Here is a 22,457-nt window from a genome sequence, read left to right on the forward strand (position 1 = left end):
TGATAGAACTATTATTATTACTATACTTTAATATACAAAAGAATAAACAGAATAGATTGGAGAGCGGCAAAACAACAATAGCGAAAATTATTAAGAGAAATGAGCCAGGTGGAAGAGTGCCTATCTGGCTAATGCGTCAGGCTGGCAGGTCTCTTCCTGAGTACCGCAAAGCAGTAGAAAATATGAATAATTTTATGGAGATATGCTACAACACAGATTTAGTAACAGAATTGACGTTACAGCCGGTGACAAGATTTGACATGGATGCGGCTATAATTTTTTCAGACATTTTAATAATAGCTGATGTTTTGGGTTGTGACGTGAATTTCGTACGCGGTGTAGGTCCAATAATAAAACCCGTGGAAAGTCCTAAGGAATTGAAGGGTCCACAAGAAATTGAAACTAAAACCTTACCAATTCTAAACGCTATAAAAAAAGTCAGAAGCCAATTACCAAAAGAAAAATCTCTCATAGGATTTGCTGGTGGACCATGGACAGTAGCCTCATACATCATAGAAGGTGGGAGCAGCAAAATTTTTTCCAAAGTATTAAATTTTTATCCTTCGTGTTTGAAGGAAATAATTGAACGAATAACGGAAGTAACGATTATTTATCTAATTAAACAGATAGAATTTGGAGCAGATGTTATTCAGCTATTTGACAGTAATGCTGGTGCGTTATCGGAACCATTGTTTAAAGAATATGTTATCGAACCAACAAAGAGAATTATCTTGGCAATAGAGGATAGATTTTCTGATTTTCCAATAATAGGTTTTCCAAGGTCTGCTGGAAATCTTTATAAAGATTACTGCGAACAAACAGGTGTATCTGCAGTAAGTATAGATTATAATGTTCCAATAAAATGGGCGAAAGCGAATCTAAACATCCCTCTACAAGGAAACCTTGATCCTAATCTTTTAGCCTATAATAAAACGGAAGCAATCAAAGAAGCAAAACGTATAATAGATTGCTTTAGAGATTTACCCTTCATATTTAATCTCGGACATGGAGTACTCCCTGATACTCCAGTTGAAAATATTGCTGCGTTGGTAAACCTGGTAAAAAGCTACTAATACAATACACAAAATTCTAGCTTTTTTGTTGTACGGGGTTTATCATTTGAATTTATCTTCAGTAAGATATGTCAGACCTTGCAAAAAGAATGTCCCTAATAAAACCATCACCTACGATTGCTGTAACTGATAAGGCAAATAAGTTGAAAAATGAAGGAAAAAAGATCTGTGTTTTAGCTGCAGGAGAACCGGATTTTGATACTCCAGATCATATAAAAAAAGCAGCTATTCAAGCAATAAGTGAAGGTAAGACTAAATATACTGCTGTTGATGGAACGCGTGAGCTGAAAGAAGCAATAATTAATAAGTTAAGAAAGGATAATAACCTCGAGTACACGCTTAACCAAATCTGTGTTGGTACAGGTGCTAAGCAGGTGTTATTCAATTTGTTCATGGCAACAATTAACTCTGGAGATGAAGTTATTATTCCAGCTCCTTATTGGGTTTCATATATTGATATGGTAAGTCTTTTTGGCGGCTTGCCAGTTGTAGTAGAATGCAAACAAAATTTTAAACTGACAGCGGAATTATTGAAAAGCAGGATAACTAAAAAAACTAAATGGTTAATTCTTAACTCACCGAACAACCCTGCAGGAGCTGTGTACACATGTGATGAATTGAAAGACATAGCACAAATATTGCTTGAATATCCACATATGAATGTCGTTACAGATGATATTTATGAGCATATAATATACGACGAAAAGTTTTTTACTATCGCTCAGGTTGAGCCGAAGCTTTATGATAGAGTTTTTGTAGTCAATGGAGTATCAAAAGCCTATGCAATGACAGGCTGGAGAATAGGGTATATTGCAGGTAGAAGTGATGTGGTAAAAGCTATCTCTACGCTGCAGTCTCAAAGCACTTCTAATCCAAATTCGATAGCACAAGCAGCAGCAGCAGCAGCATTAAACGGTGATCATAGTTTTTTGAAAGAAAGAACAAGGATTTTTAAGAGTCGTAGAGATTTTATGGTGAAAGAGCTAAATTCTGCCCCGGGATTATCAGCGTCTGTTCCACAAGGTGCGTTTTATTTATTTGTCTCATGTGAAGGATTGCTCAGTAAAAGCACAAAAAGTGGTAAGATAATAAATAATGATTTAGATTTTACTGAATACTTACTGGGAGATCATTTGGTTGCTGTGGTTCCAGGAATTGCATTTGGTCTAGAAAATTTTATCAGAATTTCTTATGCAACCTCTCAGGAACAATTAGAAATTGGATGTGATAGTATTACTAAAGCGTGCCAGGAGTTAAAATGAAATAGACTATCCATAAGTTGTATATTTTGCCATACTTCGCCAAGGTTATTTTGAATGTTCTAACTTGTGTTTTTCTATGGAAGGCATTTTTATTGATTGAGCAAGTGTCTTTCTAATATTGAATTCCTCATTTTTTTCATTTTGTTGAAGTAAGTTAATGTTATTTATTTTATTTACTAAATCTTTCCCCTTTTCCAGAGTCTTTAAATCACTTTCGTTAATGTGATGTTCATTGTAAAATTCTGCAACAATTTCTTTTCTTTTCGGATAAGTATTTAAAAATTCCGATACCTGATGTTTAGCAACAGCTTGAATAAATTTCTTATTAAATCTTGAATCGTTATATAGATCTTCTAAATTTTCATCGTAGTGTTTTGCTTCATTTACAGCAAGCTTTATTATCTCTTCTATACCACTTAGAAGTTTCCTATACAATTTGTCGTATCTATTGCCTAGCACGTGTGTAGCGAATGTTTGTTCAATGTATTTTGTTATGTATAGCCTTTCTTATAATAGTCCGAATGCGATAAGATATGTGTTTATGGCTATAGCAGGCCAGTAGCATATTACGGTCTGTTCGGATTATTGTAAAAAGAGCTATACTTATCATTTGTGGTGTAATTTTTTTCATATACCTTATTCATGAGCCAGTTGTAGATATGGTAGAAAAAATTATAAGTAAAATAAAAGGTCTCTTTTAAAAATAGAAAAAGTGAACTTTTTCCATCATCCAAACTTGAACCTGGAAAATTTAGTTAATGCATAAACTACTTATGTTGGCTATGAGTTCAACTGTATAAAATTCCGGTAAATTAAAATAAGTATTCATAAAAATATTGTTTTCTATAAACAGAGTATCTATAGCTCTTTTTACAATAATCCGAACAGACCGTAATATGCTACTGGCCTGCTATAGCCATAAACACATATCTTATCGCATTCGGACTATTATAAGAAAGGCTATATAACGCTAGCTTTGGGGTAAAGTATTGTAGAGGAATTTTTTAATCTGGTTGTTGGCGTCACTGTTTTATGCATACCAATATATATTACGCGTAATTCCAAATATTATAATTCCTGAATTGGTAGTAAGGTTTAATATAGGAACAACAGAAATAGGACAATTTTGTGGACTGTATTATGTAGGTTATGTGTTAGCACATATTCCTGTAGGTATTCTTTTAGATAGATTTGGTTCTAAAGTTGTTATACCGATTTGTATTGCATTAACATCTTTAGGTGCTTTACCTTTAGTCAGTTCTAATGATTGGAGTTATTCTATTATTGGAAGAATAATTACTGGTATTGGGTCCTCTGCTTCAGTACTTGGACTCTTTAAAATAATAAGAATCTATTACCATAGAGAAAAATTTGCCATGATGTTCAGCATATCGGTTATTATTGGCATTTCAGGTGGTGTATTTGCCACCAAACCATTACATGTCTTACTTGATAAGTTTGGGTGGGATTATTTATTTACTGTGTGTATAATGCTTGGATTATTGCTTGCTTTAACTACCTTTATATCTATACCTAAAGTTGGCACCTCAGACGAAGAATTAAATATTAAAAATTTAAGCAAAGTTATATTTAATAAAGATATTTTATTGATAGGTTTGTTTGGCGGTTTTATGGTTGGACCATTAGAAGGCTTTGCAAATGCGTGGTCCGCAACATTCTTGCATGAGATGTACGCTATAGATAGACACATTGCATATAGCATTTCAAAATGGATACTAATAGGCTTTGGCTTTGGGCATTTATTACTTCCTTACATATTAGCAAAAAATCCAACCAAGCACTATGAAATAATAATTTCTTGTGCTATGGCCATGATAATTGTGTTCTTATTACTTTTTATATGCAATATTAGTGAACTCCTGGCATGTATATTACTATTCATTATTGGTCTTGCTTATGCATACCAAATTGTTTTTACTGCTAAAGTTGTAAGTTGTGTAAAAAACGAAGCAGTAGCAAGTGCAGGATCTGTAGGTAATTCCATAGTTATGAGTTTTGGTTATTTTTTTCACGTCATTATTGCAAATATAATGAATTTTTATTGGAACGGTGAAATTATCGATGGAAAGCCATTTTATGGAACTGATGTAATGGTTAAGTCTATGTTAATAATACCTATATGCCTACTAATAGGAATGATAGGCTTTTGGTTACTTAAAGTTATAAGCTGTAAAAAGAGCTAAGCAGATTTAGATGATTAATATAGTATTGTTTTTTATAACTAAAGTATCTACAATCCTAAATTTTAGCTGAGATTCATGTTGCAGAGGAATTTTTTAATCTGGTTGTTGACGTCACTGTTTTATGCATACCAATATGTATTACGCGTAATTCCAAACATAATTGCGCCTGAATTAATAACAAAATTTAACATAAGTATTGCAGATGTTGGCCAGTTTGGTGGGTTATACTATGTAGGCTATACGCTAGCTCATATACCTATTGGTCTTTTCCTTGATAGATTTGGACCAAAGTTTGTTTTACCTGCTTGTACCGTTTTGACATTTACCGGAACACTACCGCTTATATGCTTTGATGAGTGGAGTTATTCAATAATTGGAAGAATAATTGTGGGAATTGGGTCATCCGCTTCGGCAATTGGAATCTTTAAAGTTGCAAGCATGTATTTTGCGCAAGAAAAATCAGCAAGAATGGCCAGCTTATCTATAATTATAGGAATTTTGGGAGGGATATGTGGCGGGTTACCTTTAGACTTCTTACTCGATAAATTTGGCTGGAATTATGTTATCTATACATTCTCAGCATTTGGGTGTTTACTTGCTCTGTTGCTGTTCTTAGTAACGCCTGAAAGCAATGCTCAACAGGAAAAAGTTAGCATTAGAGACTTAAAAAACATACTTTTCAACAAGCATATTATTCTAATTAGCTTTTTTGGTGGACTCATGGTCGGTCCAATGCAAGGTTTTGCCGATGGTTGGGTAAAAGCATTCTTTTTTGAAGTATATAAAATGAATGAAGACTTGGCATCTTCTCTCTCTTCCGTAATATTGATAGGAATGTTAACAGGATCATTCTCTTTGGCTTATTTATTGGAAAAATATAAAAATAAGCATTATGAAGTAATAATTGCATGCTCATTTGCAATGATCGCTAGTTTTCTTTTGCTTTTTACTCAGATTGGTGGCTTGTATGTTGTATTACCTACGCTTTTTATTATTGGCTTCACATCTGGATATCAGGTGGTTACCATTTACAAAGCGATAAGTTATGTAAATAATAACTTAGTAGGCCTGGCTACAGCTGTGTCAAACATGATAGTTATGGTTTTTGGCTATTTTTTTCACACTGGGATCGCAAAAATAGTAGATTTGTGTTGGGATAGAACAATAATACAAGGAAATCCTGTGTATGGTGCTGAATTGCTGATAAAAGCAACATCAGTTATTCCTGTATGTTTGCTGGTGGCTGTTTTTGGGCTCTTATGGTTAAAAAAGCAGGATAAGCAGTCTTAAAATTGCTTGTGCATCTTAAAATTAAAGCGAGGTTTGATCTATGATGAGTGTTTTAAAAAAAATCTGTGGCTCTAAAAATAGTTTAAAGTCTTTTGATAACGAGGTTTATCAGTCTATAGAAAAAGAATTACAACGCCAAAAATCACAATTGCAATTAATTGCATCAGAAAATTTTGCAAGCAAAGCGGTAATGGAGGCACAAGGCTCTTTTCTGACTAATAAATACGCAGAAGGTTATCCAGGTAAAAGATATTACTGTGGTTGTGAGCATGTGGACAAAATTGAAAGTCTGGCTATAGAAAGACTTTGTAAGTTGTTTGGTGTTAAATTTGCAAACGTTCAACCTCATTCTGGTTCTCAGGCAAACCAGGCGGTATTTGCTTCACTGCTTACTCCAGGTGATACGATACTTGGATTGTCACTGAATTGCGGTGGGCATCTAACTCATGGTGCGGCACCAAGCCTTTCTGGTAAATGGTTTAAGTCAATTCAATATACAGTGAATAAAGACACTTACTTGCTGGATATGGATGAGATAGAAAAGCTGGCGCTGGAGCATAAACCGAAATTGATCATAGCTGGTGCTTCTGCTTATCCAAGAAAAATGGACTTCAAACGTTTTCGCGAGATTGCAGATAAAGTTGGTGCTTATTTGCTTGCAGACATTGCTCACTATGCAGGTCTTATTGCAGCGGGCGAATATCCATCCCCTGATGAATATGCACATGTTATGACTTCCACAACTCACAAAACTTTGCGTGGTCCTCGTGGTGGAATAGTGATGACCAATGATGAAGCATTACACAAAAAAATTCAATCTGCAGTTTTTCCAGGATTGCAGGGCGGGCCACTTATGCATGTGATAGCTGCAAAAGCTGTTGCATTTAAAGAAGCATTGGCGCCAGAATTTAAAACTTATAGCAAGAAAGTCGTGGAAAATGCGAAAGTACTAGCTCAAGAATTGCAAAAGCATGGACTCGACATTATAACCGGTGGCACTGACTCTCATATAGTGCTAGTTGACTTAAGATCGCAGAAATTAACTGGAAAAGACGTTGTAGATAGCCTTGAGAGGGCTGGCATTACCTGCAATAAAAACTCTGTGCCATTTGACACAGAAAAGCCAACCATCACCTCAGGGCTCCGTTTTGGCACCGCTGCTGAGACAACACGCGGACTTGAGGCAGAAAATTTTAAAGAAATAGCTGGTCTAATGAATGAAGTAATTCAAGGATTAATCAGCGGAAATAGCCCTGATATTGAAAGAACGGTGAAAACTAAAGTTGAAAAGATTTGTAGTAATTTTCCTATTTATTAATTTATGTGGTGTCATCCAAGTAGCGTGACTACTTGGATCTAAGCTGTATTACCAAGTCCAATTAAGTGCAGCATCATCACTTGTTGGAGGCTCAAAATACGGTTGTGACATTTCCTCTTGCACAGCTCTTTTAAATTCTGGACTTTGTATGCTTATCTTTGTTACATGCTCTTGTAAGGCTTTCTCAGCAGCTATTGGACTTTTACCATCTGCTCCTTTAGGACCAGTGGCTCCTGTCTCCCCTTTTAGCCCTTTACCTACTAAGAACACCTTTGCTGTTTGATCATTTTTGTCACCATACGCTGTGTCAGTAGCATCAAGAAATCCTCCTAATTTATCCACTAAAATTGATTTGTCGCCGTCTTTTGCATCAAATATAGCATTCACGACATCTTTCGCTGCAGCTTTTGTTTTAAGCTCTGTAGCTTTAACAAAAGCAGTCTCTGCATCAGTTTTAGTGTAAACTTCATCGGCTGGAGCAGCTTTAATATATACCTTATTTGTAAAATCAGGAGAAGCAGTTATAGCATCCACAACAGGCTGTTTTACTACTTCTGTTTTTAGCGTATCTGTAAGTCCTAAAGTTTTAACAAATGCATCATCAACACCTTTTTTGGTATAGATACCATTATCATCATCACCTTTTGCTAATTGTGGTATTAAAGCATCCACAACAGCTTTTTCTGCAACTTTTGTTCCAAGATCTGCAGTTTTAAGAAACGTGTCATCAACACCTTTTTTAGTATATATACCTTTATCATTAGCACCTTTTGCTAATTGTGGTATTAAAGCATCCACAACAGCTTTTTTTGCAACTTTTGTTGCAAGATCTGCAGTTTTAACAAACGCAGTATCTGCATCATTTTTAGTGTATACTTTATCGGTAAAATCAGTAGAAGCAATTATAGCATCCACGACATCTTTCGCTGCAGCTTTTGTTTTAAGCTCTGTAGCTTTGACAAAAGCAGTGTCTGCATCAGTTTTAGTGTAAACATCTGCAGTATTAGCTTTGTTGGCTAGATCAGCTGCACCAGCTTTCTCTCCTAGCTCGGCATCGACGTAATTCTTGTCAGCTTTTTTTGCCAACTCATCATTTACATTTCTTTTAGTGTAAACATCTGCAGTATTAGCTTTCTTTCTCAACTCATCATCCACACCTTTTTTAGTATATATACCTTTATCATTAGCACCTTTATTGAGTTCCACTATCAATTTTCCTAAAAAATTTTTGTTAGTTGCAAGGTTTTCTATTGTATCTATTGTACTCAATTTTTCACTCAACGCCATATCACCCTCCATTAATTACAAAAACCATAGCATGCATGAAAATAGTATAATTTTTGTTAATGCTAGATTTTACATAAGATTTCCTTGAAACTTGTTGTTTCAGAATTCTTCTCTTGTCATTCAAGTGTGTAGCAGATGATGTCATTCCAGTCTGGAATCCAGCCTTTATTATGCAGACACTTATTTAAAGTTAAGTTTTCTGGATCCCAGTGGGCTTTGTTGCATCGCTAGCTATGATGGATTAAAGATAAAAAAGATAGGGAATATCAGTAGCTTATTATTCTGGTATTTATAACAAGAACGGTCAATGAATACCTAAATTTGAGTAAAAGAAATTTCACTACCATTTACCAATCCGGCTAAAATTCAAGAATTTCAATGCTTTAGCTATTTTCAATAGAATTAAATTTATTAATATAAATAACAAATTACTATTCTTAAATTTGATCAGATTGATTGCAAAAAAACAAGATTTTCAATAGTTTGCTTATAATCCTATAGCCTTTCATAAGTAGCGATGCAACAAAGCCATCCCAGTGTCTGGGCACTGGGATGACACCGAAGGGGCTACTCGGATGACAAACCCTGTCATTCCAGGGCGTGACGCTGGTTTCCATCCAAGACGGCAGTGCTTGACACTGGAATGACAAGAAGAGGGCACTGCCCTCCTTGTCTGTATTAGATATAGGCCGAGTTGTGGTCGTGATAAATGTGATCGCTTGCGCAATCGAACATTTTCACAAAACCATTCTCTAGATAAAGATTATATTCGTGATGTTGATCTGATAATACAATATTATCTTGCTCCCCTGAATTGAAATGACTTGAATCTGACAGCAATTCGTAATTTGGATTATCTATTTTACTAATGCTGTTTATTACTTTGCCATTACCACTTGATATAGCTAAACTATAACTATCACCATCCCCCATTATCTTGATGGACACCTTATCTTCAGGTAACACTATAAGCTTCTTTGTGCCACTATCGTGGATTACGAATTTGCCTTTTTCAAAATAGTATTTGTCTTCCGGCAAAGCACCAACCTTATAATCTGATGTGTGCAGTTTGTTCCAAAAATCTAACACAGATTGCTTTTCTGCTCCTTCCGCTCTATCATACAAGGCTTTCACATCATTATAATTTATCGTTACATTTGCCTTATGCTTCCCTTCTGAGTCCTGCTCGTAGCTCTTTTCTATTTTGAGAATTGTGTCTTTTAATACTATCTGTTCTTGCTCTTTCTCCTCCACTGAAGCTGACCTTTTTGCCCTTGTTGGAATTTGTGGCTGATCAGACTGCATTTCACTATTGTCGTTTGATGCAGTTTTCTCTTCAGCAGCTTGTGCAACAACATTAGTAGTACTATGAACTTCTGTCTTAGTTTCACTTACTTGCCCTTTTGGACTTTCGGTTTTTGTATATATTCTCTGATAGTCCGTGTAGCCTCTATTAGTATCACCGATATCACCACTACCTTGATCGAAAGTTATTTTTTTACTTCCATTTCCCATATCCTCAATTTCAACTTGAGGAGAAACAGATGCTAGGAAATCGTTATAACTGTAGTTGTAGTCAGCAGAAAAGAATATTTTACCTTTGAAGTTATGGAAGTTATTAGATAACATTCCAATTTCTTCGTCGCCATCAAACAATTTTACTTTAGTGAAATATGTTTGATCTTTTATTCTAACTATTTCACCGCTAGAGTTTCTTTGTATGTGGTAATCATTTGGGTCGTACTTTATAGCAAAAAGTTTGCCAGAGCCATATTTCTCTAAGTTTATAAGGCCCACATTTACATGTTTATGAGAATAATCTCTCTTTTCATATTCATGTGCAAATATTGGATCTATATATCTATATTCGTCTGATATATTTGGCATACCTACTGGATGTTCATTCCCATCTTTCGTCACCGGAACAAGCTTATATGCTCCATCTTTTTCCACTAATTTTAGGTGAGTAATACTTTGTGGTAGTTGAAACCTTACGTTTGCTCCATGGTCATGAATAAATAGATCACCTTTCTCGGTAATATAAAAGCCCATATTTTTAAATTCATGTAAGCGCTCGTCTCCTTGCTTTACGACAGCTTCATATACATCATCGTCTGTCCTATCTGTTCCCTTATTATCCAGTAATTTTCCTTTTTCCACGATTACTCCATTTGCCTTTTGCTCATCAGAATATTGTGCATGTTCTGAATCCTGATGATTCAAAATTTTGGTACCTCTAAGAAGCGGAGAATCTAAATCTTTTTGGATGTGTCCAGTGCTAGGATGCAACAATTCATTTTCATGTAAATGCGCTTCATCAAAGTATTCATCGCGTTCAACTGTTCTGCCATCTATTAGGGAAGCTTTATAATGACCATTTTCTTTTGTAACTGCCATGTAAGCACCGCCTTCGTATGAAACATTTAAGTTGTGCAATATATCCTCAAAAACGAAAGTTTCTTTAGTTTGGCCTTCAACTTGATTAAAAAATCCTGATTCGCTCAATAATTCTCCAAGCTTTGTATTTCCGTCATATATAGACAGTGCACCCATATCTCCTTGACCATGAGCTTGCATAGAAAAAATCTTACCTTCTTGTAGATCAATATGATTTGTACCTCTTATCAAGTTTGAATCGATGTTGATCATCTCTCCTAACATCTTTTCTACGTCGATGTTCTTAGTCGCTTTTACTTGTTCTAAGCCAGTGTTTATGGTTTTATCAAGTAAGGTACTTTTTAATTCCTCATATTTGGAGGGAATTGAATAATATTTGTCTGAATACTCTTCGTAAGAAATCTTCCCTTCGCTATATTCTTTATTTATCTTGGGATATTCCATTTGCCTCTGCTCATCCAGATTTTTTAATGCATCATCATAAGCTTTCTTTAAATTTTCATCATACTTTGATAGCATTCTAAAAGCCTGATTTTTATACTCTAGACTGTTTCGGTACTCATTACCTTGTTGGTCAGAGTAAGTTAGTTTATCCTGTCCATCGGAAGTTTTTACTACCTTGAGGAAATGATATTCCTTTGATATATCAAATGTATCATTTGTTGCCCTATTTATAGCACGAGCAACATCATAAAATGCAACGTTTTCTCCATCCATTTTTTCTATATTTGCTTTATAGTAGGATACGTTTTTAATTTCTCCACCCACTATTTCTTGACCAATTGCTATGAAATCTCCTTTTGTAACTTGCAAAGCGTTGAGATGTTCCATTGCAGTTTCTGTATCATTCTCAGCAAGCCAACTTTTGAAGTCAGTATCGTGTCCTTTTATGTCTTTCAAGAAACTTTTTGACTCATCTGAGTTACCTTGACGTAAAGCATCTAGGTAGTCTCTTAATAAACTAGGATCTTTTTCCTGTAAGTACATTATCAACGCATGACCTGTTTTATAAACCAAGCTATTTGCTTCGCTGTACTTTGAGTATTCTAAACTTAAAATTTTATCTAAATCCAAATTTGCAGCTTCAGTTTTGTCGATACTTGATCCTTGAGAATTGAATTTATGATCTGAATGATGCTCAAAGTAGTCTGCAATTCCTTCCATTAATACTGTAGTAAAGATTTGCCTCCTGTAGCCAAGTAAGTTAAACCATGTGCAAATTCATGCTGAAGGTTATGAATGCCACCTTGCTGGTAGACGTACATTTCAGCAAAAACGTCAGCTTTCCCTTTGTAGTAACACTTACCACCTTCGTCTCCAAGGTAAGAACCGAAACGCTCGCTTCCGCCAAGGTGAGTGTAATCATCCTTGTCATCAAACATGTAAATTTTAAATGTTTGTTCTGAACTGCCGCGTTCTAACTCGAATGCGTTTTTAAAATTAGTAGCTGTTTCTCTTATCTCACTTTCAATGTTAGCAACTTTACTTGCTCTTAAATTGTGAGAATAAACCTCTACTTTAATATTTAAATCTTCAACTTCTATAACATGTGGCGAATTAAACCCTTTGCCGTTATTGTTGAAATATTCTGCTTTAATTATATTTTTATTTACTTGTTGACTAATTGTCATAATTTTAACCTCTAATTTGCTGATCTTTCAATATCAAGCATAAAGTAATTTCCCTAAAAAAAACGTAAATCCCTGTATTAATATAATTTATATCTTAATAAATAAAGTATAGATAGTTAACTTAATATGTAAAATTTAGAATATGGCTGAAATTCTATACAGCTATATTCCGGAATCACATTGGACAAGGACAAAAGCAAAGTGGTTTATTGACTTTCATTCCACCAAAGCACTATACTAAAACCACGATGGGTAATTAGCTCAGTTGGTAGAGCACTTGCTTGACGTGCAAGCGGTCGCTGGTTCGAACCCAGTGTTACCCACGTTTTTGTTTATGAAAAGATTTTATATGACAGCAGTGCATAACGGTAAACACTCAGCAGCGCAGTCCAAGCGCTTAATCTATTCCATAATAATAGTTGCGATAACAATGTTTATGGAAATAGTAGGTGGAATAATTTCACATTCGCTTGCTATATTATCAGATGCAGGGCATATGCTCACTGACCTCTTTGCCTTGGTTTTAAGCTGGTTAGCACATAGGTTTTCAGCTAAGAAATCCGATTTGCAGAGATCATACGGATATCATCGGTTGCAGATAATTGCAGCATTTGTTAATGGTTTAACTCTATTCCTCATTGCAGTAATCATTATAATTGAGTCAATAAAGAGGTTCATTTTTCCAGTCAATGTTGAGTGGAAAGTAATGTTAATAATTGCTACACTCGGTCTTGTCTCTAACATAATAGTCTTTTTTATATTACATAGTAAATGCGAGAGCAATATAAACATAAAAAGTGCTGTACTACACGTTATAGGAGATATTTTAGGTTCTGTAGCTGCTATACTTGCATCTATAATTATCATGCTTACTGGATGGCAAATAGTAGATCTAATCTTATCAGTATTTGTTAGTGTGATAATTCTAAATAGCGGCTATAAAATTCTCAAAAATTCTTGCCATATACTCCTTGAAGGTACGCCTGAGGGTATATCTGCTGAAGAGATAAAAAGTAAGATCACATCAGAATTACCTGAAGTGATAGATGTGCACCACATACATACATGGTCGCTGTCTGATAATTATTTTATAATTACCATGCATGCTAAAATAAAGCAAAATGTGCAGCACACCAATGTTTTATATGAAATAAAAAAAATATTGCTAGATAAGTTCGAGATAGCACACTCTACAGTCGAGATCGAATACGATGAGTGTGCGGATAATAAGATACTTAAACATTGACGTTTTAAATTATTATGCTATTACTAGAGTGTGATGATGTTGAAGGTAAGCTATGATAGGTATTTCTCAAATACAATTTCCTTCAAAGGATTCTAGTAAGCTAAAATTTGTTAGCTACTTTGGAGCTTTTGTCTCGTTAAGCATTATCACTAATCCTGTTAATGTTCTTTTTTCTCTTGGTACTATGTTCTTCAGGTCTGAAATTAAAACTCTTTATATCTACAAAGAAATAAAAACGGCAAAACAGCAAAAAATGAGCAAAAGGGAATATTGGGAAATATTTTTTAAAAACAATACAATCAAGGTAGCAGCCTTCCTCTTGTTTTCTGCTTTCATAACATATCTAACTTTCACTACCACTTTCTTGCTTATTTCGTTACTGGGAACTATACCACTTACAATGCTATTAATTTTATTGCAGAGTGAACTAAGGCCAAAAGATTTTAACCCATTTACGCTGCTTAAAGCTTCTATAAATTTCTTTTTGGAAGGTATAAAAGAGAATTTACGTGGTATGGTTAATAGTTTTGATGTTAAGCTTGAATATTTACTGCCCCATCAATTAAATGATGATATCATTAAAAATATTGATAAATTAAAAGGTAAGTATAGTGAACAAGTACCTGAAGACGTAATCAAAAATGATGAATATATTCAATTCATTGGATATATAAACAATTCATATGAGTTTAGTGATGAGGATAAAGGAAGAGTAATTGCATTTTTAGATGACTTTTGCAAAGATGATCAAAAGCATAGCTCCGGCTTTACAGGTGGGCAGGTTCTGCTTTTAGTTTTAAGGGCTTGCAATGATGGAGACGGAGAAGCCGTTAAGAGTAAAAAGGATGCATTGATTTCTAATTTAATTGATAGCCAAACTTTCTCTAGAAAAGAGCGAATTCCTAACACTTGCTTCACCGGTATTATCTATAGAATGTTAGGCACGCTAGAGGGTATTCATCCTGATCCAGAAATTAGATTTACTCCCCCAAGGGAAATGTTGCTCTCAGAAGCACAAAATAAAGCACGTGAGTTTATGTTAGACAGGTTAAAAAACAAGAAAAACAATAAAGAAATTCTTAAGGCTTGGTATGACGTTCAAAATGGTTATGAAGACGATGAAAGTCAAAAAATAGTTGATGATTTTATTTCAGAAGTAAGTATTCCTTTAATGAGAAAATTATTGAGTATTACTTCTCAATATAGTGAACAAATTGTGATGACGTTAATGAAAAATATTAGCTCTATAAAGTTAAATAAATTACAATGTTGTGAGCTGGTTCAGCACATGAGAAATAAACTGCAGGAGCATGATTTAGATGACCAAGAAAGTTTACTCGAAAACATCGGAAAAAAAGTATTCTTAGAGCTATTAAATCGAGATCTACTCGAGACAGATTTTTCTCTCAAGGATTCATCTTTGGATGGAGCTAAGAGAATAGCTAATAAGATAATAGAAGAAGAAGTAGCAGAATTTAAATTAAAGGCTGAGAAGACTATTGAAGGTCAGATAATTAGCATGTTAGATGGGTTAAGAATGCTCCCAAGAGAAAAAAGATGTTATAGGGTATATGTAGAACTCAGTAAAAATAACGAAAATGATAAGGAAAAAATAAAGAAAATTTTGCAAGAAAGGTTAAAAGTAACAAAAGCAGCAATGGATGAAATGTTAAAAAAAGGAGCTTCACATAAGCTAGAGCTAGAAATTGAAAGTGTATATGAAGGAAATAAAGATCACGTTACTCAACTTTATGAAAAAATAAGAGAAACAAAAAAGGAATTCATTGAAGATGGTCTTTTATAGCCTTTCTTATAATAGTCCGAATGCGATAAGATATGTGTTTATGGCTATAGCAGGCCAGTAGCATATTACGGTCTGTTCGGATTATTGTAAAAAGAGCTATAACACCTCAAGAAGTAGAGAATATAACAAAAGCAAAAATCATAGACTTAAACAAAGAGGACAAAATCATACCGTCAAGCAATTTGTCTCGTAGTTTAAGTGTCAATAATTTGGCAGTACATTATCTATAAAATTTATACTCTTTACCTTGCAGAAGATTCACAATATTTCTGTGGTGTTTTAGGAAGAGCAGTGCTCCTATAATTAGTAATGTTAAGAACAAATTCCTCTGAAAAAAAAAGGACCATGCTACAGCCGTTGAAGTAGCACTGAGTGAAGCAAGGGAAGAGTATCTAAAGGCAAGAAAGACTATTATCCAAATTATTACGAATACTAAAGTAATATCGATGTTAAATGCTATCAGTATCCCTAGAGTGGTTGCAACGCCCTTTCCTCCACTGAATTTTAGCCAAATAGGAAACATGTGTCCTAAAACTGCTAAAATTGCAGATACATATATATAAAAATCGTTATTATCACAAAATTGTTGTGCTATATAAACGGCAATAAATCCCTTAAAGGAATCCAGAAATAATGCCAAAGCAGCAAGAAATTTATTTCCCGTCCTTGCAACGTTTGTAGCACCAATGTTTCCTGAACCTACTTCTCTTAAGTTTATCCCTTTTATTCTTGTAATGATTAAGCTAAACGGTATTGAACCGAGTATGTAGGACAGCATAAGGACTACATACTTTTCCATTATACCAAGAACCTAATTAATTTTATTATTCCTCAGCCTTTTTAGGTAGCACTGAACTTCATCGTTAATCTGATTACTAAACAGTATAAGCGCTGTCATGTTGATGAGAGCTAAACAAGAGAATAAAGTTCCACCGATATTGGCAATAGCCATTATATCTTTAGAAAGACCAGAGAAAAACGCCACAATTATTACCGCTATGCGGTATATCACTATACTTTTTGCACCGAATAAATATAGCCACCCCATTTCACAACAATATACAAACGAAATTACTGAAGAAAATGCAAACAAAGGAGCAGCTACTGTTAGAAGGATAGGAAACCATGGAGAAACTGTCTCAAATGCTTTGTGAGTAATTAATATTCCCTCACCAACACCTGTTTGGTATGCACCTGTTATTACTATTGTTATTCCTGTTAAACAGCAAATTAACATTGTGTCAAAGCATGGTTCTATCATAGCGACTAGTCCAGTTCTTACTGGTTCTTCATCTTTAGTTGTTGCATGAGTAATTGAAGCAGAACCAACACCTGCTTCGCTGGCAAAGATTGCCCTTTGAATTCCAGCAACAAATGCTCCTACCATCCCTCCGCCAACAGCATTGAAATCTATCATAGTGGAAAATAATATTTTCAACGTATAACCAAGGTTATGAATATTAAATGCAATAATAATAATACAACTAAAGATATATATAAGTGACATAATAGGCACTAGTGCAGAAGATACTCTAGCTATCCTTTTAATTCCGCCAATAATCACTAGAGCAAGCAGCGCAGAAATTATGGAAGAAAGAAACCAAGAGTGACCATCTACCCAACTTGAATAGCCAGATAATATTGAAACCATTTGGTTGGTTTGAAACGCTACACTTCCACCAAGACCTGATAATACAAAGAATACTGCATACATGGCAGCCAGCACAATACCAAGTTTTTTAAATCCAAATTCCTCCAGACCATTCCTTATATACTGAAAGGGACCACTAAACAATAGGTCCTGATCTTCTGTTCTATGTCTAAACGCCAACGTTACCTCAGCAAATTTTGCTGACATACCAAAAAAACCTGTAATCATCATCCAAGGCACCGCTCCTGGTCCACCCATTGAAACTGCAATTGCGACTCCAGCAACAGTTCCAAGGCCTACTGTGCTTGAAAGTGCAGTCATAAATGCCTGAAAATGCGTAATATGACCATCATGGTGATTCGTGTCATATTTTCCACATAAAATAGCAAACGCATGCTTAAACATTCTTATGTTGAGAAATCCAAAACGTAATGTTAGAAACACATAACCAAAAACTAGTAGAAGGATTATAAATGGCACGTAAAGGATCTTGAAAAACAGTACTTCATTCATGAAGTTATTTATTCCATTCAACACAGCGTCATAACTTTCGTAAAAACCTGAAGCAGCGTACACATCATTAAACAATAGGCAAAATAACACCATACAAAGCAATCTATAAATCATGTTAATACCCTTTAGAATTGTAATAAGAATCTATTGTATTCAAAACTTCCCTTCTTAGTAGATATATTGCAACAGCATTTGGAATCATAAGGCACATAAACAAACTGTCACCTAGATAAGATATAAATTCCATATTCTTTGACATACAGCTGATATACACCGAAACCACTATAAGAATTTGGAACGGTATCAGTATTTTTTTACTACCAAATAAATACAGCAAAGCAACTTCACAGTAGTAACAATAAGCTATTATTGTGGAAAATGCAAAGGAAAACATCATTAGCGGAAAAACTAACTTGCTGAACAAGGGCAAAGCTGTTGAAAATATCGAACTAATTAGTGTAATATCACCCACGTTATCAGTGCTATGCATACCAGTGATAATTATCACAATACCAGTCAAAAATGAGATTAATATTGTGTCTATAAGTGGTGCAATCATTGCAACGCACCCAACTTTAATTGGATCTTCTTCTTTTACAGCTGAATGTGCTATAGCTGCTGTTCCGGTACCTGCTTCGTTAGCAAACACTGATCTTCTCACTCCGGCTATTAATCCGCTCAATACTCCGCTTCCTATAGCTGATTTATTGAAGATATCTTGGAATATTATGGATAGAGCATTCAGCAAATTACTTCTGTTTACATAAATTAAATATATACACATACCCACATATAGCACTATCATAATTGGTGTTAAGCTCGTTGAAACGAAAGCAATGCGCTTTATTCCTCCCAATATTACAATAAAGACAAGCAGGGATATAATAATGGATGCGTTGTATTCTAGGAGGTTATTTGATAGTGCTGCTATTTGATTTGCTTGAAATGGTATACCGCCCAAAATCATTGCAATAAGTAGCATAATCGCATAAGTGAAGGCAAGAAATCTACCAGTTTTTGCAAATCCAATTTTTGCAAGCCCGTACTTCATGTAATAAAAAGCCCCGCCAGTTGTATTTTCAGAGCGATAAGTAAATGCAAGCACCACCTCGGCAAACTTTATCGACATACCAAGTATTCCGGTAATTACCATCCAAAAAACTGCACTTGGGCCCCCTATTGTGATAGCTATTGCAACTCCTGATATTGTTCCAAGACCAACTGTTCCTGAAATTACTGTTGCAAACGCTTGAATATGAGTGATTATGCCATTGTTGCTGTTATTACACTTTAGATTGAATAGCGTCTGTATTCCATATTTAAGTAACCTAAAGTTAATGAATTTGAACTGGGCAGTACAAAAGATTCCAGTTGCAATTACCCAAATAATTATAAATGGAATGTTGAATATCTTTATATACAGAAATGAATTTAATAGTTCACTTATCTTCAAAATCATGCAGTTTTCTATTTTTTGTTAGCTAACGAGTTTTATATGTAAAATATATGTAAAACCCGATGCTTATTGGAATAGTAAGTGTATACACTATACCTAAAATTGGTAGAGTCATCCAGGGCTTACTGATGAAAAATACAATAAGTACTCCAAAAAATGACACAAATATATAGGATAGGCTTTTGGGAATATAAATATATTTTGCAGAGAAAGTTGGAATATGACTTATCGAAAAAAATGAAATGGCCAGAAAGTAACAAGCTACGTTTCTTGTGTTAAAAAATCGCTCTATGAGAAGTAAGTATTCACTCTCATGAGATTGAAAGGTAATAATTATTGGTAACAAAGAAAGTAAAGCACACACTGGAGCTGGAACACCAGAAAAGAAAAATTTTTCCCAGTATGGTTGTTCTGAGTGTAGCGAAACATTAAATCTTGCAAGTCTTATTGATATGCAGATTACGTATATCATTACTAAAATCCAACCTATGACTTTGATTTCGTTTAGCTTCCAAAAATACAAAAGAAATGCAGGCGCTGCACCAAAATTTAGAAAATCTGCAAAAGAATCAAGCTGGGCTCCAAAATCGCTAGTTGATTTTAGAATTCTAGCTATTCTGCCATCCATTCCATCTATTATTGCTGCAATGATGATAAAAATTACTGAGAATTCCCATTGTTCATTAAATGTAAATTTAAGTGAAGTGAGACCAGAACATAAACCCAATAAAGTTATAAAGTTTGGGAATAATTTAGTAATAGGTAAGAATCTACTGTTACTTCCATCGTTATTCATATAACGTCAAAAGTAAGCTTCTCTTGAACGTTTTCCTTATTTAAGTTTGCTATAATTGTTTCACCACCAATAACAGTTTGCCCTTCTGAAACTCTGACTTCTGTATCAGCAGGAACATAGATATTCACTCTACTGCCAAACCTTATAATTCCAAACCTTTCACCTGCTTTTACGTTCTGGGATATTCCTAAATTACAAACGATACGACGTGCAATTAATCCAGCTATTTGCTCCACAATAATTTCTTTCCCCTTTTCGTATTCAATTACAATAACCTGCTTTTCATTTTCATTACTAGACCTATTGCTCATTGCGGATACAAACTTGCCTTTTTTATAACTCATTTCCTTTATCGTACCAGATATTGGTATACGGTTCACATGGACGTTCAAAACACTTAAAAATATGCTAACAAGCGTAAACTTCTTCTCCTCTCCGTTTTCTGCTGATAAAGGATAATTAACTTCTTCAATTTTTGAAATCACACCATCAGCAGGACTTAATATAAGATTCTTATTGTTTGGCACAGCTCTTGCTGGATCACGAAAGAAATAAGTACACAATAATGTCGGAAACAAGCACGTAACGCCAAACCCCCAAGATATAGAGAATGCTATACACGTTACTATAAAGGAAACTACTATAAATGAATAACCTTCCCTGTTTATATTAGGTAAACCAAAACACATAATCTTGTTAACAATAACCTATTGTTAACAATTTATCATTTATAATTTCTCATGAAAAGCTTTTTTTAACTGCTTCAGCAAAGTCTTTTTGATACAAGGTAACATTACAGATTGTTATATTAGCAGATAGAATTACCGTCATACTGTAACAACCCGTCCAACACAAAATCTAATGCCTAAGTTTAGATCAGAAAACTGATTCTTCTAAAAGTTGCTCACTATCCTCGTCTATTATGATAGAATTATCATGATTTCTGAGTAAATCTCTGATTTTCGTTTCTATTTCATTTGCGACTTCTTTGTTTGTTTTTAGGTAAGTTTTTACATTCTCTCTTCCTTGCCCAAGACGTGTGTTGTTATATGAATAGTAAGCGCCTGCTTTTTCAAGCACACCAAGCTTTGCTCCCATATCTATTATTTCTCCGAGTTTTGATATACCTTCATTGTACATTATATCAAATTTCGCTTCTCTAAATGGAGGAGCAACTTTATTTTTTACAACTTTAACTCTTGTTTCATTACCTGTAATATTTTCTTTGTCTTTTATTACACCAACTTTTCTTATATCAAGCCTTACAGAAGTATAGAATTTTAATGCATTTCCACCCGTGGTAGTTTCAGGATTTCCATACACTACTCCTATTTTCATACGAATTTGATTAATAAATATCAATATACAGTTCGCTTTTGAAACGGCAGAGGTTAGTTTCCGTAGCCCGTGACTTAGAAGCCTTGCTTGCAGCCCCATGTGTTGATCACCCATATCACCCTCAATTTCAGCTCTTGGGGTTAACGCTGCAACAGAGTCAATAACTATCACATCAACCGCACCGGAACACACTAAATACTCAACAATATGCAACGCCTGCTCTCCAGTGTCTGGTTGTGAAATTACTAAATCATCAGTGCTTACCCCAAGTTTACGAGCATATAAGACATCCAATGCATGTTCTGCATCGATAAATGCGCATGATCCTCCTTTTTTTTGTGCTTCAGCAATTACGTGCAAGGCAAGAGTGGTTTTACCAGAACTCTCGGGACCAAATATTTCAATTATACGCCCTTTTGGCAGACCTCCAACACCTAGAGCCGAATCAAGCGCAATTGATCCTGTGGATATTGTGTCTATTTTTTCTACAGGGTTTTGCTTCAACTTCATTATTGCACCTTTACCGAATGCTTTTTCAATCTGGCTTATTGCGTTATCCAGCGCTTTTTGTTTATCACTATTTCTTTCTTCTGGGTTACTTGCCATAGATCATTTATTAATTTGCATAATTCTCTATGATAATCGAACGCGAATAACCTGCCAAGGTTTTTCTAGTATTTATGTATTATTTCAATGAAAAATATTAACGTTTTCATAAAGCAGATATTTGTTTGCCTTCGTTAGTAACACACTATACTTTAGTGTACGAACGTTGCAATTTGCAGCATAGCAGGTGGTGTCATCCAAGTAGCCAACACTGAAATGACTAAATTCGAAATGGCTACATGAATTTATTGTAAATTACTACCGTATAAGGTGCAATGCAACAAAGCCATTCCAGTGTCAGCTACTTGGATGACACCTCTTAGATGGGTCAGCTACTCAGATCTGCCATGCAAACTGCAAACCTAAATGTTGGAGCACTGTCATACACTAAGCGCTGTAATAACAATTTTAGTCGCTTCATACACTTATCATGCTAGTCATAACAGAAATAATTTTTACCAGAGATATTTATAAAATAATAGACATAGTTTGGAAATATGTATATTATGGAACATTAATAGTTAGTTAATTTGTAGGTGTAATGTAGCTAGAAATGTTTTGAATGAAAATGAGTACCACGCTTTA

General features: G+C 34.6%; 19 protein-coding genes, 1 tRNA gene and 1 pseudogene. 9 read left to right on the top strand and 12 right to left on the bottom strand.

Features of this window, described 5'->3' with window-relative positions:
• The first annotated feature begins 56 nt into the window (after positions 1–56).
• Both hemE and OPR46_RS00010 read left to right on the top strand, forming a co-directional pair.
• Entirely contained in the window at positions 57–1,073 is a 1,017-nt protein-coding gene (gene hemE / locus OPR46_RS00005; RefSeq protein WP_265044113.1) for a uroporphyrinogen decarboxylase, read from the top strand.
• Positions 1,074–1,141: 68 nt separating this feature from the next.
• Positions 1,142–2,335, top strand: coding sequence for a pyridoxal phosphate-dependent aminotransferase (locus OPR46_RS00010; protein WP_265043370.1), 1,194 nt, complete (start codon positions 1,142–1,144; stop codon positions 2,333–2,335).
• 45 nt (positions 2,336–2,380) lie between these two features.
• Here the strand turns inward: OPR46_RS00010 and OPR46_RS00015 are convergent, their stop codons facing one another.
• Both OPR46_RS00015 and OPR46_RS00020 read right to left on the bottom strand, forming a co-directional pair.
• Positions 2,381–2,794 carry a hypothetical protein gene (locus OPR46_RS00015; protein ID WP_265043371.1) on the bottom strand — a complete coding sequence of 138 codons (414 nt, stop codon included), beginning with the start codon at positions 2,792–2,794 and terminating at the stop codon, positions 2,381–2,383.
• Positions 2,795–2,813: 19 nt separating this feature from the next.
• Positions 2,814–2,966: a hypothetical protein gene (locus OPR46_RS00020; RefSeq protein ID WP_265043372.1), complete on the bottom strand. Its 153-nt coding sequence runs from the start codon at positions 2,964–2,966 to the stop codon at positions 2,814–2,816.
• Between the two features lie 205 nt (positions 2,967–3,171).
• Between OPR46_RS00020 and OPR46_RS00025 the strand changes: the two genes are divergently transcribed.
• The 4 genes from OPR46_RS00025 (at position 3,172) to glyA (ending at position 7,147) form a co-directional block, all read left to right on the top strand.
• A complete protein-coding gene (locus OPR46_RS00025; protein WP_265043373.1) occupies positions 3,172–3,303 on the top strand; it encodes a hypothetical protein in 132 nt (43 codons plus the stop codon).
• 48 nt (positions 3,304–3,351) lie between these two features.
• Positions 3,352–4,539, top strand: coding sequence for an MFS transporter (locus tag OPR46_RS00030; RefSeq protein WP_406833320.1), 1,188 nt, complete (start codon positions 3,352–3,354; stop codon positions 4,537–4,539).
• Positions 4,540–4,614: 75 nt separating this feature from the next.
• Positions 4,615–5,829, top strand: coding sequence for an MFS transporter (locus tag OPR46_RS00035; protein WP_265043374.1), 1,215 nt, complete (start codon positions 4,615–4,617; stop codon positions 5,827–5,829).
• 40 nt (positions 5,830–5,869) lie between these two features.
• Positions 5,870–7,147, top strand: coding sequence for a serine hydroxymethyltransferase (gene glyA, locus OPR46_RS00040; RefSeq protein WP_265043375.1), 1,278 nt, complete (start codon positions 5,870–5,872; stop codon positions 7,145–7,147).
• A gap of 48 nt (positions 7,148–7,195) precedes the next feature.
• Here the strand turns inward: glyA and OPR46_RS00045 are convergent, their stop codons facing one another.
• From OPR46_RS00045 to OPR46_RS00060, 4 genes are all read right to left on the bottom strand, one after another.
• Positions 7,196–8,434 carry a collagen-like protein gene (locus OPR46_RS00045; RefSeq protein ID WP_265043377.1) on the bottom strand — a complete coding sequence of 413 codons (1,239 nt, stop codon included), beginning with the start codon at positions 8,432–8,434 and terminating at the stop codon, positions 7,196–7,198.
• A 505-nt stretch (positions 8,435–8,939) separates the two neighbouring features.
• The gene (locus OPR46_RS00050; protein ID WP_153296799.1) at positions 8,940–9,095 is read right to left on the bottom strand and encodes a hypothetical protein; all 156 of its coding nucleotides are present in this window, start codon (positions 9,093–9,095) and stop codon (positions 8,940–8,942) included.
• 17 nt (positions 9,096–9,112) lie between these two features.
• Positions 9,113–11,995, bottom strand: coding sequence for a collagenase (locus OPR46_RS00055; RefSeq protein ID WP_265043379.1), 2,883 nt, complete (start codon positions 11,993–11,995; stop codon positions 9,113–9,115).
• Positions 11,995–12,462 (bottom strand): hypothetical protein, encoded by a 468-nt coding sequence (locus OPR46_RS00060; RefSeq protein ID WP_264339519.1) that lies wholly within the window; start codon positions 12,460–12,462, stop codon positions 11,995–11,997. The genes OPR46_RS00055 and OPR46_RS00060 overlap by 1 nt, the downstream gene beginning before the upstream one ends.
• Positions 12,463–12,712: 250 nt before the next feature.
• Between OPR46_RS00060 and OPR46_RS00065 the strand changes: the two genes are divergently transcribed.
• The 3 genes and pseudogenes from OPR46_RS00065 to OPR46_RS00075 all read left to right on the top strand — a co-directional run bounded on the left by OPR46_RS00065 (position 12,713) and on the right by OPR46_RS00075 (position 15,742).
• Positions 12,713–12,785: transfer RNA gene (locus tag OPR46_RS00065), tRNA-Val, on the top strand.
• Between the two features lie 26 nt (positions 12,786–12,811).
• A complete protein-coding gene (locus OPR46_RS00070; RefSeq protein WP_265043381.1) occupies positions 12,812–13,708 on the top strand; it encodes a cation diffusion facilitator family transporter in 897 nt (298 codons plus the stop codon).
• Positions 13,709–13,760: 52 nt separating this feature from the next.
• Positions 13,761–15,742 (top strand): annotated as a pseudogene (locus OPR46_RS00075) (hypothetical protein).
• On the opposite strand, the gene plsY reads toward OPR46_RS00075, so the two are convergent.
• The 6 genes from plsY to recA all read right to left on the bottom strand — a co-directional run bounded on the left by plsY (position 15,733) and on the right by recA (position 21,872).
• Positions 15,733–16,311, bottom strand: a complete 579-nt coding sequence (gene plsY / locus OPR46_RS00080) for a glycerol-3-phosphate 1-O-acyltransferase PlsY (RefSeq protein WP_265043384.1) — start codon at positions 16,309–16,311, stop codon at positions 15,733–15,735. The pseudogene OPR46_RS00075 and the gene plsY sit on opposite strands and share 10 nt — an antisense overlap.
• 12 nt (positions 16,312–16,323) lie before the next feature.
• Entirely contained in the window at positions 16,324–17,790 is a 1,467-nt protein-coding gene (locus OPR46_RS00085; RefSeq protein ID WP_320109354.1) for an alanine/glycine:cation symporter family protein, read from the bottom strand.
• A 1-nt stretch (position 17,791) separates the two neighbouring features.
• Complete coding sequence (locus OPR46_RS00090) at positions 17,792–19,135, bottom strand: alanine/glycine:cation symporter family protein (RefSeq protein ID WP_265043388.1); 1,344 nt, start codon at positions 19,133–19,135, stop codon at positions 17,792–17,794.
• Between the two features lie 22 nt (positions 19,136–19,157).
• The gene (locus tag OPR46_RS00095; protein ID WP_015589351.1) at positions 19,158–19,928 is read right to left on the bottom strand and encodes a CDP-alcohol phosphatidyltransferase family protein; all 771 of its coding nucleotides are present in this window, start codon (positions 19,926–19,928) and stop codon (positions 19,158–19,160) included.
• Positions 19,925–20,617, bottom strand: a complete 693-nt coding sequence (locus tag OPR46_RS00100; RefSeq protein ID WP_007548750.1) for a phosphatidylserine decarboxylase — start codon at positions 20,615–20,617, stop codon at positions 19,925–19,927. Before OPR46_RS00100 ends, OPR46_RS00095 begins: the two co-directional genes overlap by 4 nt.
• A 187-nt stretch (positions 20,618–20,804) precedes the next feature.
• Positions 20,805–21,872 (bottom strand): recombinase RecA, encoded by a 1,068-nt coding sequence (gene recA, locus OPR46_RS00105; protein ID WP_010963008.1) that lies wholly within the window; start codon positions 21,870–21,872, stop codon positions 20,805–20,807.
• Positions 21,873–22,457 lie beyond the last annotated feature (585 nt).

The sequence above is a fragment of the Wolbachia endosymbiont (group A) of Scambus nigricans genome (assembly GCF_947251485.1).
Classification (GTDB): Bacteria; Pseudomonadota; Alphaproteobacteria; order Rickettsiales; family Anaplasmataceae; genus Wolbachia; species Wolbachia pipientis.